11 protein-coding genes are annotated in these 14,006 nt (G+C 60.7%); 9 read left to right on the top strand and 2 right to left on the bottom strand.

Going from position 1 to position 14,006, the window contains the following annotated elements:
• The first annotated feature begins 276 nt into the window (after positions 1-276).
• Positions 277-1,377, top strand: coding sequence for a glycine-betaine demethylase subunit GbcB (gene gbcB, locus ACIOYV_RS19265; protein ID WP_054044210.1), 1,101 nt, complete (start codon positions 277-279; stop codon positions 1,375-1,377).
• 147 nt (positions 1,378-1,524) lie between these two features.
• Here the strand turns inward: gbcB and ACIOYV_RS19270 are convergent, their stop codons facing one another.
• Both ACIOYV_RS19270 and ACIOYV_RS19275 read right to left on the bottom strand, forming a co-directional pair.
• A complete protein-coding gene (locus ACIOYV_RS19270) occupies positions 1,525-2,349 on the bottom strand; it encodes an SDR family oxidoreductase (protein ID WP_401326057.1) in 825 nt (274 codons plus the stop codon).
• 193 nt (positions 2,350-2,542) lie between these two features.
• Positions 2,543-3,583, bottom strand: coding sequence for a low specificity L-threonine aldolase (locus ACIOYV_RS19275; RefSeq protein ID WP_054616866.1), 1,041 nt, complete (start codon positions 3,581-3,583; stop codon positions 2,543-2,545).
• 131 nt (positions 3,584-3,714) lie between these two features.
• On the opposite strand from ACIOYV_RS19275, the gene ACIOYV_RS19280 reads away from it, so the two are divergent.
• The 8 genes from ACIOYV_RS19280 (at position 3,715) to fdhA (ending at position 13,805) form a co-directional block, all read left to right on the top strand.
• Positions 3,715-4,431 carry a TraX family protein gene (locus ACIOYV_RS19280; RefSeq protein WP_401326060.1) on the top strand — a complete coding sequence of 239 codons (717 nt, stop codon included), beginning with the start codon at positions 3,715-3,717 and terminating at the stop codon, positions 4,429-4,431.
• Between the two features lie 276 nt (positions 4,432-4,707).
• Positions 4,708-5,961: a serine hydroxymethyltransferase gene (gene glyA, locus ACIOYV_RS19285; protein ID WP_054616864.1), complete on the top strand. Its 1,254-nt coding sequence runs from the start codon at positions 4,708-4,710 to the stop codon at positions 5,959-5,961.
• A gap of 23 nt (positions 5,962-5,984) precedes the next feature.
• Entirely contained in the window at positions 5,985-7,235 is a 1,251-nt protein-coding gene (locus ACIOYV_RS19290) for a sarcosine oxidase subunit beta family protein (RefSeq protein WP_401326064.1), read from the top strand.
• A 14-nt stretch (positions 7,236-7,249) separates the two neighbouring features.
• Positions 7,250-7,579 (top strand): sarcosine oxidase subunit delta, encoded by a 330-nt coding sequence (locus ACIOYV_RS19295; protein ID WP_054044205.1) that lies wholly within the window; start codon positions 7,250-7,252, stop codon positions 7,577-7,579.
• Entirely contained in the window at positions 7,576-10,593 is a 3,018-nt protein-coding gene (locus ACIOYV_RS19300) for a sarcosine oxidase subunit alpha (protein ID WP_401326067.1), read from the top strand. Before ACIOYV_RS19295 ends, ACIOYV_RS19300 begins: the two co-directional genes overlap by 4 nt.
• Before the next feature lie 179 nt (positions 10,594-10,772).
• Positions 10,773-11,405, top strand: coding sequence for a sarcosine oxidase subunit gamma (locus tag ACIOYV_RS19305; protein ID WP_290026588.1), 633 nt, complete (start codon positions 10,773-10,775; stop codon positions 11,403-11,405).
• Between the two features lie 133 nt (positions 11,406-11,538).
• On the top strand, positions 11,539-12,396 hold the full coding sequence (gene purU / locus ACIOYV_RS19310) for a formyltetrahydrofolate deformylase (protein WP_054044202.1): 858 nt from the start codon (positions 11,539-11,541) through the stop codon (positions 12,394-12,396).
• 209 nt (positions 12,397-12,605) lie between these two features.
• Positions 12,606-13,805: a formaldehyde dehydrogenase, glutathione-independent gene (gene fdhA / locus ACIOYV_RS19315; protein WP_054044201.1), complete on the top strand. Its 1,200-nt coding sequence runs from the start codon at positions 12,606-12,608 to the stop codon at positions 13,803-13,805.
• Positions 13,806-14,006: the final 201 nt, after the last annotated feature.

Consider the following 14,006-nt stretch of genomic DNA (forward strand, 5'->3'; position numbering starts at 1 on the left):
TCCTCAAGGCCTTTCTGTGAGGCCGGCGAAAAGTGGCTAATCAGGTTTGCTACGCAAGGTGTAAAGAATCTGTCGTTGTATGGAGCGAGTGTGGGGCCGGCGCACGCCAGAACCTTATCCATGGGCGACATGGCCCAATCTGTTCCCGACGCGCAACCCCCGGTAGTTGGGGGCTGGTCGCGATAAGTATGTGAATGTCGCAGATAGGTAAATGGGTGGCTCGCGCTATACGCAGAATCGCCAACATAAGGCCGACCATCGGCGGTGGAGAACAGCATGTCCAACAGCTTCCTGAATCCGGTAACTACCCAGACCTGGGCCAATGGTCGACACATCGTCCGTTGCGTCAAAGTCATCCAGGAAACCTGGGACGTGCGCACCTTCTGCTTTATGGCCGATCAGCCGATCCTGTTCTTCTTCAAGCCCGGGCAATTCGTGACCCTGGAGCTGGAAATCGAAGGCGTGCCGATCATGCGCTCCTACACCATTTCCAGCTCGCCGTCGGTGCCGTACAGCTTTTCGGTGACGATCAAGCGCGTGCCGGGCGGCAAGGTTTCCAACTGGCTGCACGACACCCTGCATGAAGGCCAGGAGCTGGCGGTGCACGGGCCGGTCGGGCTGTTCAACGCCATGGACTTCACCGCGCCGAAGGTCTTGTACCTCAGCGGCGGCGTCGGCATCACGCCGGTCATGTCGATGGCACGCTGGTTCTACGACACCAACGGCAACGTCGACATGGTGTTTATCCACAGCGCCCGCTCGCCGAAGGACATCATTTACCACCGCGAGCTGGAACACATGGCGTCGCGGATCGACAACTTCAGCCTGCACCTGATCTGCGAGAAGCACGGTCTGGGCGAACCGTGGGCCGGTTATCGCGGTTACCTGAACCACAAGATGCTCGAACTGATGTCCCCGGACTTCATGGAGCGCGAAGTGTTCTGCTGCGGCCCGACGCCGTACATGAACGCGGTCAAGCGCATGCTCGAAGCGGCCGGCTTCGACATGTCCCGCTATCACGAGGAATCCTTCGGCGCCACGCCACCCGAAGCCCGCGCCGATGCGGTGGAACAAGCGGAAATCGCGGCGGATGCGCCGGAAGTCGATCTGGCGGACCTGCATCAAGTCGAATTTATCTCGTCCGGCAAGAGCATTCGCGTGGCCCCGGGTGAAACCGTGCATGCGGCGGCGGCCAAGCTGGGTTTGCTGATTCCGAAGGCCTGCGGGATGGGGATTTGCGGGACGTGCAAGGTGTTGAAACTGGGCGGCGAAGTCGAGATGGACCACAACGGCGGGATTACCGAGGAAGACGAAGCCGAGGGTTATATCCTGTCGTGCTGCAGCGTGCCGAAGGGCGATGTGCGGATCGAGTTCTAAAACGCGCTGAATAAACCCTTTGTAGGAGCTGTCGAGTGAAACGAGGCTGCGATCTTTTGACTTTGATTTTTTAAAACAAGATCAAAAGATCGCAGCCTCGTTTCACTCGACAGCTCCTACACAGCTCCTACAGGGTGTTGTGGATATTCAGTCCACAAACAAGTCTGGCATCAGCTTGTCATCGGTGCCGGGCTCAAAGCGGTAGTGATCGAATTCGATCACGCCACGCTCCCGCAAAATCTCCTCATCAATCAACAACCGCCCGGTAATGCTGCGACCGCTACTGTCCAGAATGATGTGCGCGGCATCCGCCATGATTGCCGGCGTTCGCGCATGTTTAAAGGATTCCCGCGAGCCAAGCTGAAATTCGATGGCGGCCGTGGCGATCATCGTCTGCGGCCATAGCGAATTAACGCTGATGCCGTAATTGGCAAACTCCTCGTTCATCCCCAGCGTCAGCATGCTCATGCCGTACTTGGTCACGGTGTAGGGGCTGTATTGCGCGAACCATTTCGTCGCCAGGTTCAACGGCGGCGACAGGTTGAGAATATGACCATTGGATTTTTTCAGATAAGGCAGGGCCGCCTGGCTGCACAACAACACCGCACGGGTGTTGATCTGATGCATCAGGTCGAAACGCTTGAGCTCGACATGCTGAACACCGGTCAACTTGATCGCCCCGGCATTGTTGATCAGCGCATCAATCCCGCCGAAATGCTCATTGGCCCGGGCCAGCGCCTCCCGCACCGCGACTTCATCGCGCACATCCACCTGCAACGCCAGCGCCTTGCCGCCCGCGTCTTCGACTTCCTTGGCCACACTGAAAATCGTGCCCGGCAGCTTGGGATGCGCCTCGGCACTCTTGGCCGCAATCACAATATTGGCCCCGTCCCGCGCAGCCCGCAGCGCAATCTCGCGCCCAATGCCACGGCTGGCACCAGTGATGAACAGGGTTTTGCCTTGTAAAGACATGCGTGCGCTCCTGATTATTGTTATGTGAGCGGGAGGCTCGACAAACAATGTAGACCCGTAGGAGCTGACGAGTGAAACGAGGCTGCGATCTTTTGATGTTGTTTTTTAAGAGCAAGATCAAAAGATCGCAGCCTCGTTTCACTCGACAGCTCCTACGACTCCTACCGGTTCAGGGGCAGGTTGAGGGGGTGGCTTAGGCGCTCATGACTTCGCGGATATCCGCAGCCAGTTCCCGCACGCGCTCTTCTTCGGTGTCCCACGAGCACATGAAGCGCGCGCCGCCGTTGCCGATGAAGGTGTAGAAGCGCCAGCCCTTGGCGGTCAGGGCGGCGATGGCCGGTTCGGAGAGTTGCAGGAATACGCCGTTGGCTTGCACCGGGAACATCAGTTCCACGCCCTGGATGTCGCTGACCAGTTCGGCCAGCAGTTGCGCGCAGTGGTTGGCGTGTTTGGCGTATTTGAGCCAGGCGTGGTTTTCCAGGATGCCGACCCATGGGGCCGAGAGGAAGCGCATCTTCGAGGCCAGTTGCCCGGCCTGTTTGCAGCGGTAGTCGAAGTCTTCAGCCAGTTTGTGGTTGAAGAACAGGATCGCCTCGCCCACGGCCATGCCGTTTTTGGTGCCGCCGAAGCACAACACATCGACGCCAGCCTTCCAGGTCAGGTCAGCCGGAGTGCAGCCTAGGAACGCGCAGGCGTTGGAGAAACGCGCGCCGTCCATGTGCAGGTTCAGGCCCAGTTCCTTGCAGGTGATGCTGATGGCGCGGATTTCTTCCGGGGTGTAGACGCTGCCGACTTCAGTGGCCTGGGTCAGGGTCACGACGCGAGGTTTCGGGTAGTGGATGTCCTGGCGCTTGAGCGCGACTTCGCGGATCGATTCCGGGGTCAGCTTGCCATTTTCAGTGCGAGCGACCAGCAGTTTGGAGCCGTTGGAAAAGAATTCCGGCGCGCCGCATTCGTCGGTTTCGACGTGAGCGGTTTCGGAGCAGATCACGCTGTGGTAACTCTGGCACAGCGACGACAGGGCCAGCGAGTTGGCTGCGGTGCCGTTGAACGCGAAGAACACTTCGCAGTCGGTTTCAAATAGTTTGCGGAAATCGTCGGACGCGCGAGCGGTCCATTCATCGTCGCCGTAAGCGCGCTGGTGGCCGTGGTTGGCCTGTTCCATGGCTGCCCAGGCTTCAGGGCAGATACCGGAATAGTTGTCGCTGGCAAATTGTTGGCTCTTATCGGTCATGGCCTGATTCCGTGTTCAAAACCCCTATGGTGAGGAGTCTTGTGGTCAATGATGGTGCGCACTTTACCGAAGATCGTCCGGGGAGCACACGCGGTGATGCTGTCAGAAAAATACACAATTGACGGGCAATTATGCACATGACGCAAAGGGACGGCGCGCTGGATTTGCTCAAGTGGCTGGCGCTGCTGAGCATGCTGCTCGATCACCTGCGATATGTCGGTTACTCCTTCGATTTTCTGTATGTGCCGGGGCGGTTGGCGTTTCCGTGGTTCTGCCTGGCTATGGCGGCGAATCTGTCTCGGGCGCGCGCCGCACCGGCCGGTAATCAATGGCGTTATCTGGGTTGGTTGATGCTGTTTAGCGCTATCAGCGAAATTCCATACCGGTTGTTTATTCCTGATCCCGACACGTTAAACGTGATGCCTACGTTGGTGCTCGGGTTGCTGGTGGCGCGGGGCTGGCAACAGCCGACGCTTCAATCGCGACTGCTGGCGGTGGGGGCCGTGTTGCTCGCGGCGCTGTTCCCGGAGCGACTGATGTTCGGTTTCTTTGGGGTTTTGTTGCCGCTGGCGATGCTGCTGGTGATCCGCCGGCCCTGGTATTTCAGCCTGCTGCCGGGGCTGGTGTGTCTGGCGGCGAATCAGTGGAGTGTGTTGTATGCCGCTGCGCGGATGGGCAATGGCGCGGCGATTTTCGGGATTGCCGCTTGTCTGGTTGCGCCATTGGCGGGTGTGCTCCTGTTGCGACATGCCGGTCGCCTGAAGCCGCCGCCAATGCGGCGTTGGGCGTATGCGCTTTATCCTGCGCACTTCCTGCTACTGCTCGCAGTACGACAGGCAATCGCCTAACCCCCTGTGGGAGCGGGCTTGCTCGCGAAGGCGTCGTGTCAGTCAACGCATGTGTTGAATGTCAGTCCGCATTCGCGAGCAAGCCCGCTCCCACAGGGGATCTCTGTCTGTTCGGGGAAGCCATTTCAACCCATGTCGTAAACGCACCTTTGCGTGGCGTCCATAGGCATTTGACCTGTCTGCGCCGGTCATACCATCGCATCCAAAGGGCACTGCCGAAAGGTACGTGCCTCACCGAGACGAAAGGCGCACAAAGCCGCCGCTGGGAGAGACGCGATGTTCAGCAAGCAAGACCAGATCAAGGGCTACGACGATGCACTGCTGGCGGCGATGAATGCCGAGGAGCAACGCCAGGAAGATCACATCGAGCTGATCGCGTCAGAGAACTACACCAGCAAACGCGTCATGGAAGCGCAAGGCAGTGGCCTGACCAACAAGTACGCCGAAGGCTATCCGGGCAAGCGCTACTACGGTGGCTGCGAGCACGTGGACAAGGTCGAAGCCCTGGCCATCGAACGCGCCAAGCAGTTGTTCGGTGCTGATTACGCCAACGTGCAGCCGCACTCCGGCTCTTCCGCGAACAGCGCCGTTTACCTGGCCCTGATCCAGGCGGGCGACACCATTCTGGGCATGAGCCTGGCCCACGGTGGCCACCTGACCCACGGCGCGAAAGTGTCGTCCTCGGGCAAGCTGTACAACGCCGTGCAGTACGGCATCGACACCAAGACCGGTTTGATCGATTACGACGAAGTCGAGCGTCTGGCCGTCGAGTGCAAGCCGAAAATGATCGTCGCCGGCTTCTCGGCTTACTCCAAGACCCTCGACTTCCCGCGTTTCCGCCAGATTGCCGACAAGGTCGGTGCGCTGCTGTTCGTCGACATGGCCCACGTTGCCGGTCTGGTCGCCGCCGGTCTGTACCCGAACCCGCTGCCGTACGCCGACGTGGTCACCACCACCACCCACAAGACCCTGCGCGGTCCACGTGGCGGCCTGATCCTGTGCAAGGCCAACGAAGAGATCGAGAAAAAGCTCAACTCCGCCGTATTCCCCGGCGCACAGGGCGGCCCGCTGATGCACGTGATCGCTGGTAAAGCGGTGTGCTTCAAGGAAGCGTTGGAGCCTGGTTTCAAGGCTTACCAACAACAAGTGATCGACAACGCCCAGGCCATGGCCGGCGTGTTTATCAAACGCGGCTACGATGTAGTGTCCGGCGGTACTGACAATCACCTGTTCCTGGTCAGCCTGATCCGTCAGGGCCTCACCGGCAAAGACGCGGACGCCGCCCTCGGTCGCGCCCACATCACCGTGAACAAGAACGCTGTACCGAACGATCCACAGTCGCCGTTCGTGACTTCGGGCCTGCGCATCGGCACCCCGGCGGTGACCACTCGCGGCTTCAAGGTTTCCCAGTGCGTGACGCTGGCCGGCTGGATCTGCGACATCCTCGACAATCTCGGCGACGCCGATGTCGAGGCGAATGTCGCGCAGCAAGTGGCAGCCCTGTGCGCGGACTTCCCGGTTTATCGCTGAGCGCGGTTTTGGAGTAAATGACTATGCAACGCTATTCGGGCTTCGGCCTCTTCAAACACTCCCTCAGCCATCACGAAAACTGGCAGAAAATGTGGCGCACGCCGACCCCTAAAAAGGTCTATGACGTGGTCATCGTCGGCGGTGGCGGGCATGGTCTGGCGACCGCCTACTACCTGGCCAAGGAACACGGCATCACCAACGTGGCCGTGGTCGAGAAAGGCTGGCTGGGCGGCGGTAACACCGCGCGCAACACCACCATCGTTCGCTCCAACTACCTGTGGGACGAGTCGGCGCACCTGTACGAACACGCGATTAAACTGAGGGAAGGCCTGTCCCAGGACCTGAACTACAACGTGATGTTCTCCCAGCGCGGCGTCTACAACCTGTGCCACACGCTTCAAGACATCCGTGATTCCGAGCGTCGGGTCAGCGCCAACCGCCTCAACGGCGTGGACGGCGAACTGCTCGATGCCAAGCAAGTGGCCGACGAGATTCCGTACCTCGATTGCTCGAAGAACACCCGCTACCCGGTGATGGGCGCGACCGTCCAGCGCCGTGGCGGCGTGGCCCGTCACGATGCCGTGGCCTGGGGTTTTGCCCGTGCCGCCGACGCCTTGGGCGTGGACCTGATCCAGCAGACCGAAGTCATCGGTTTCCGCAAGGAAAACGGCGTGTGCATCGGTGTGGAAACCAACAAGGGCTTCATCGGCGCCAAGCGCGTCGGTGTGGTGACCGCCGGTAACTCCGGGCACATGGCCAAACTCGCCGGTTTCCGCCTGCCGATCGAATCCCACCCGCTGCAAGCGCTGGTGTCCGAACCGATCAAGCCGATTATCGACAGCGTGATCATGTCCAACGCCGTGCACGGTTACATCAGCCAGTCCGACAAGGGCGACCTGGTGATCGGCGCCGGTATCGACGGCTACAACGGCTACGGCCAGCGTGGTTCGTACCCGGTGATCGAGCACACCATCCAGGCCATCGTCGAGATGTTCCCGGTACTGTCCCGCGTACGCATGAACCGGCAGTGGGGCGGCATCGTCGACACCACGCCGGATGCGTGCCCGATCATCTCGAAAACTCCGGTACCGAACATGTTCTTCAACTGCGGTTGGGGCACCGGTGGCTTCAAGGCAACACCTGGCTCGGGCAACGTATTTGCCGCAAGCCTGGCCAAGGGTGAAATGCACCCATTGGCTGCACCTTTCTCCATCGACCGTTTCCACAACGGTGCGTTGATCGATGAACACGGCGCTGCTGCGGTTGCCCACTAACAGGAGAAATCCCCATGTTGCATATCTTCTGTCCTCACTGCGGCGAGCTGCGCTCCGAAGAGGAATTCCACGCATCCGGCCAGGCGCACATCCCGCGTCCACTGGATCCGACTTCTTGCACCGACGAGGAGTGGGGCGACTACATGTTCTTCCGCGATAACCCTCGCGGTCTGCACCACGAGTTGTGGATCCACGCCGCCGGTTGCCGTCAGTACTTCAACGCGACCCGCGACACCGTGACCTACGAGATTCTCGAAACCTACAAGATCGGCACCAAGCCACAATTCACCGACAAGACCGATAGCTCGAAAGCGGCTACGACGGCTCTGGGAGAGAAGGTATGAGCCAGATCAATCGCCTGTCCAACGGCGGACGGATCGACCGCAACAAAGTGCTGAGCTTCACCTTCAACGGCCAGGTCTACAAAGGCTTTGAGGGCGACTCGCTGGCCGCTGCCTTGCTGGCTAACGGTGTCGATATTATCGGTCGCAGCTTCAAGTATTCCCGCCCGCGTGGCATCTTCGCCGCCGGTGCCGAAGAGCCGAACGCAGTGCTGCAGATCGGCGCTACCGAAGCCACGCAAATCCCGAACGTGCGTGCCACGCAACAAGCGCTGTACCAAGGTCTGGTCGCCACCAGCACCAATGGCTGGCCGAGCGTGAACAACGACATGATGGGGATTCTCGGCAAGGTCGGCGGCAAGCTGATGCCGCCGGGCTTCTACTACAAAACCTTCATGTACCCGCAATCGTTCTGGATGACTTACGAGAAGTACATTCGTAAGGCCGCCGGTCTGGGCCGCTCGCCGACCGAGAACGATCCGGACACCTACGACTACATGAACCAGCACTGCGACGTGCTGATCGTCGGCGCCGGCCCTGCTGGCCTGGCCGCTGCATTGGCCGCTGCGCGCAGCGGTGCTCGCGTGATCCTGGCCGATGAGCAGGAAGAGTTCGGCGGCAGCCTGCTCGATTCCCGCGAAAGCCTCGACGGCAAACCGGCTACCGAATGGGTCGCCAGCGTCATCGCCGAACTCAAAGACACCCCGGACGTGCTGCTGTTGCCGCGCGCCACGGTCAACGGCTACCACGACCATAACTTCCTGACCATTCACGAGCGCCTGACCGATCATCTCGGCGACCGCGCGCCGATTGGCCAAGTCCGTCAGCGTATCCACCGGGTTCGCGCCAAGCGCGTGGTGCTGGCGACCGGCGCTTGCGAGCGTCCACTGGTCTACGGCAACAACGACGTGCCGGGCAACATGCTCGCTGGCGCTGTTTCCACCTACGTGCGCCGTTACGGCGTGGCACCGGGCAAGAAACTGGTGCTGTCGACCAACAACGATCACGCTTATCGCGTGGCGCTGGATTGGCTCGATGCCAGCCTGCAAGTCGTCGCCATCGCCGACGCCCGCAGCAACCCGCGCGGTGCGCTGGTGGAAGAAGCCCGCGCCAAAGGCATCCGCATCTTGACCGGCAGCGCCGTGATCGAGGCTCGCGGCACCAAGCGCGTGACTGCTGCGCGCATCGCGGCGATTGATGTCAAAGGCCACGCTGTCACCAGCCCTGGCGAATGGCTGGAGTGCGACCTGGTCGCGACGTCCGGCGGCTACAGCCCGGTGGTCCACTTGGCTTCGCACTTGGGCGGCAAGCCGACCTGGCGTGAAGACATCCTCGGTTTCGTACCGGGCGAAGCACCGCAGAAACGCGTGTGCGTCGGTGGCATCAACGGCGTCTATGGCCTCGGCGATTCGTTGGCCGATGGTTTTGAAGGCGGCGCTCGCGCAGCCAGCGAAGCCGGTTTCAGTGTGGTCGAAGGCACCTTGCCGAAAGCCCTGAGCCGTCTCGAAGAGCCGACCCTGGCGCTGTTCCAGGTGCCGCACGAAAAGAACACCGCACGGGCGCCGAAGCAATTCGTCGACCTGCAAAACGACGTCACCGCCGCCGCCATCGAACTGGCGACCCGCGAAGGCTTCGAGTCGGTCGAGCACGTCAAACGCTACACCGCGCTGGGCTTCGGCACCGACCAGGGCAAGCTCGGCAACGTCAACGGCCTGGCGATTGCCGCCCGTTCGCTGAACGTGACCATCCCGCAGATGGGCACCACCATGTTCCGTCCGAACTACACGCCGGTCACCTTCGGCGCCGTGGCCGGTCGTCACTGTGGGCACATCTTTGAACCGGTACGTTTCACCGCGCTGCATCACTGGCACGTGAAAAACGGTGCGGAATTCGAAGACGTCGGTCAGTGGAAACGTCCTTGGTACTTCCCGAAAAACGGTGAAGACCTGCACACCGCGGTAAAACGCGAATGCAAAGCCGTGCGCGACAGCGTTGGCCTGCTGGACGCCTCGACCCTCGGCAAGATCGACATTCAAGGCCCGGATGCGCGTGAGTTCCTCAACCGTATCTACACCAACGCCTGGACCAAGCTCGATGTGGGCAAGGCGCGTTATGGCCTGATGTGCAAAGAAGACGGCATGGTCTTCGACGACGGCGTAACCGCTTGTCTCGCCGACAACCATTTCGTGATGACCACCACCACTGGCGGCGCTGCACGCGTACTGCAATGGCTGGAAATCTACCAACAGACCGAATGGCCAGACCTGAAGGTGTACTTCACTTCCGTGACGGATCACTGGGCAACCATGACCCTGTCCGGGCCGAACAGCCGCAAGCTGCTCAGCGAAGTCACCGACATCGACCTGACCAACGAAGCGTTCCCGTTCATGACCTGGAAAGAAGGTCTGGTCGGCGGCGTACCGGCGCGGGTGTTCCGGATTTCGTTTACCGGTGAGCTGTCGTACGAAGTCAACGTGCAGGCCGACTATGCGATGGGCGTGCTCGAGAAAATCGTCGCCGCCGGCAAACAGTACAACCTGACTCCGTACGGCACCGAAACCATGCACGTACTGCGGGCCGAGAAGGGCTTCATCATCGTCGGTCAGGACACCGACGGTTCGATGACCCCGGACGACCTGAACATGGGCTGGTGTGTCGGTCGCACCAAACCGTTCTCGTGGATCGGCCAGCGCGGGATGAATCGCGAAGACTGTGTGCGTGATCAACGCAAACAACTGGTAGGCCTGAAGCCGATCGATCCGACCAAATGGCTGCCGGAAGGGGCGCAACTGGTGTTCAACACCAAGCAAACCATCCCGATGACCATGGTTGGCCACGTGACTTCCAGCTACGCGCACAACTCCCTCGGCTATTCGTTTGCCATGGGTGTGGTGAAGGGCGGCTTGAAGCGCATGGGCGAGCGGGTGTTCGCACCGCTGGCCGATGGCAGCGTGATCGAGGCGGAGATTGTTTCTTCGGTGTTCTTCGATCCGAAGGGTGATCGCCAGAACATTTAATTCGCTTCGGGTCCTGTGGGCGGGCGGCTATTCGCGAGCAGGCTCGCTCCCACAGGATTGAAGTCGCTAGGGAAGTTTGTGTCAGGCATCAATCCACTGTGGGAGCGAGCTTGCTCGCGATGGCGGCAGAACAGCCACCACAAGGTATTGAACCAACAGAATTCAGGAACAGGTGCTTTATGACCGCAGCCAATGTGTACCAACAACGCCCAACCACCGGGGCCAAGGCCGAGTCGTCGCTGCATCATGCCGACCTCGCCAGCCTGGTGGGCAAGGGCCGCAAAAACGCCGGCGTGATCGTGCGTGAGAAAAAACTCCTCGGCCACCTGACCATTCGTGGCGATGGCCATGACGCCGCGTTCAGCGCTGGCGTGCACAAGGCCCTCGGCATCGAATTGCCGGGCGCGTTGACCGTCATCGTCAAAGGCGAAACCAGCCTGCAATGGATGGGGCCGGATGAATGGCTGCTGATCGTGCCGAGCGGTGAAGAGTTCGCCGCCGAGCAGAAACTCCGTGAAGCGCTGGGCGACCTGCATATCCAGATCGTCAACGTCAGCGGCGGCCAGCAGATCCTCGAACTGAGCGGCCCGAACGTGCGCCAGGTGCTGATGAAATCCACCAGCTACGACGTGCATCCCAACAGCTTCCCGGTGGGCAAGGCTGTCGGCACGGTGTTCGCCAAGTCGCAACTGGTGATCCGCCACACCGCCGAAGACACCTGGGAACTGCTGATCCGCCGCAGCTTCTCGGATTACTGGTGGTTGTGGTTGCAGGATGCGGCGGCTGAGTACGGGCTTAGCGTCCAGGCTTGAGATTGCCTTCGCGGGCAAGCCTCGCTCCTACGGTTCGTGCGCGAATAATTCGTACGACGCGGACCTGTAGGAGCGAGGCTTGCCCGCGAACAACCGCGAAGCGGTTGCCCATCACAACAGGAGTCACCGCACTATGAGCCGCGCCCCAGACACATGGATTCTGACCGCCGATTGCCCAAGCGTCCTCGGCACCGTGGATGCGGTGACCCGCTTTTTGTTCGAGCAGGGCTGCTACGTCACCGAGCACCATTCCTTCGATGACCGGCTCTCGGGTCGTTTTTTCATTCGCGTGGAGTTCCGCCAGCCTGACGGCTTCGACGAACAGGCCTTTCGCGCCGGGCTCGAAGAACGCGGCGCGCATTTCGGGATGATCTTCGAACTGACCGCGCCGAACTACCGGCCAAAAGTGGTGATCATGGTCTCCAAGGCCGATCACTGCCTCAACGATTTGCTCTACCGCCAGCGCATCGGCCAGTTGTCGATGGACGTCGCCGCCGTGGTTTCCAACCACCCGGACCTCAAGCCGTTGGCGGACTGGCACCAGATTCCGTACTACCACTTCCCCCTGGACCCCAACGACAAACCGTCGCAAGAGCGCCAGGTGTTGCAGGTGATCGAAGAGTCCGGCGCCGAACTGGTGATCCTTGCCCGTTACATGCAAGTCCTGTCGCCGGAGCTGTGCCGCAAACTCGACGGCAAGGCGATCAATATCCATCACTCCCTGCTGCCGGGTTTCAAGGGCGCCAAGCCGTATCACCAGGCCTACAACAAGGGCGTGAAGCTGGTCGGCGCCACGGCGCACTACATCAACAACGACCTGGACGAAGGCCCGATCATCGCCCAGGGCGTGGAGGTGGTGGACCACAGTCATTACCCGGAAGATTTGATCGCCAAGGGGCGGGATATTGAAGGGCTGACGTTGGCTCGAGCCGTTGGTTATCACATTGAGCGACGGGTGTTTTTGAACGCCAATCGCACGGTCGTTCTTTAGATCGCCTTCGCGGGCAAGCCTCGCTCCTACAGGGGTGAGGCGAGCCCCAATAATGGGAACAACTTCAATCCTGTAGGAGCGAGGCTTGCCCGCGAAGAGGCTACAACAAACAACACAAGACAAAGACACAAGCACAACCCAGAGCAATCAACGTGCCGCCGATCCATGGCGACGCGACCGCTACATAAAAACAACAGCGAGGTGAAAGCATGTCTGGCAATCGTGGTGTGGTGTATCTCGGCGCTGGCAAGGTCGAAGTACAGAAAATCGACTATCCGAAAATGCAGGACCCGCGTGGCAGGAAGATCAATCACGCTGTGATCCTGCGCGTGGTGTCTACCAACATCTGTGGTTCCGATCAGCACATGGTGCGCGGTCGTACCACCGCTCAAACCGGCCTGGTCCTGGGCCACGAAATCACCGGTGAAGTGATCGAGAAGGGCAGCGACGTCGAGAACCTGCAAATCGGCGACCTGGTCTCTGTTCCGTTCAACGTGGCTTGCGGGCGCTGCCGTTCCTGCAAGGAAATGCACACTGGCGTCTGCCTGAGCGTTAACCCGGCCCGTCCTGGTGGCGCTTACGGTTACGTCGACATGGGCGACTGGACCGGCGGCCAGGCTGAATATGCGCTAGTGCCGTACGCGGACTTCAACCTGCTGAAACTGCCGGACCGTGATCGCGCGATGGAAAAAATCCGCGACCTGACCTGCCTCTCCGACATCCTGCCGACCGGCTACCACGGGGCAGTGACTGCCGGTGTTGGCCCGGGCAGCACCGTGTACATCGCGGGCGCCGGTCCGGTCGGTCTGGCCGCTGCCGCTTCCGCTCGCCTGCTGGGCGCGGCGGTGGTGATCATCGGTGACGTCAACCCAATTCGCCTGGCGCACGCCAAGGCTCAGGGTTTCGAAATTGCCGACCTGTCCCTCGACACACCGCTGCACGAGCAAATCGCCGCACTGCTGGGCGAGCCAGAAGTGGATTGCGCCGTCGACGCCGTAGGCTTCGAAGCGCGCGGCCACGGCCATGACGGCGTGAAACACGAAGCGCCAGCCACCGTGCTCAACTCCCTGATGGGCGTGGTTCGCGTGGCGGGCAAAATCGGGATTCCGGGCCTGTACGTGACGGAAGATCCGGGTGCGGTGGATGCTGCCGCGAAAATGGGCAGCCTGAGCATTCGCTTCGGTCTGGGCTGGGCTAAATCCCACAGCTTCCACACGGGCCAGACGCCCGTGATGAAGTACAACCGCCAGCTGATGCAGGCGATCATGTGGGACCGTATCCACATCGCTGACATCGTCGGCGTGGAAGTTATCAGCCTGGATGACGCGCCACGTGGCTACGGCGAGTTCGATGCCGGTGTGCCGAAGAAGTTTGTGATCGATCCGCACAAGTTGTTCAGCGCGGCGTAAGGCTTCACGCAATGCAAAACGGCGACCTTCGGGTCGCCGTTTTTGTTGGAGAGGACACAACCCCTGTGGCGAGGGGGTTTACCCCCGTTGGGGCGCGAAGCGGCCCTAAAACCATCCCGCGCGGTATATCAGAAAAACGAGGTGACTTGTTTCACGACGGCTGCGCCGCCGAACGGGGGCAAGCCCCCTCGCCACAAAGGT

It is taken from the genome of Pseudomonas sp. NPDC087342, from assembly GCF_044744265.1.
GTDB classification, from domain to species: Bacteria; Pseudomonadota; Gammaproteobacteria; order Pseudomonadales; family Pseudomonadaceae; genus Aquipseudomonas; species Aquipseudomonas nunensis.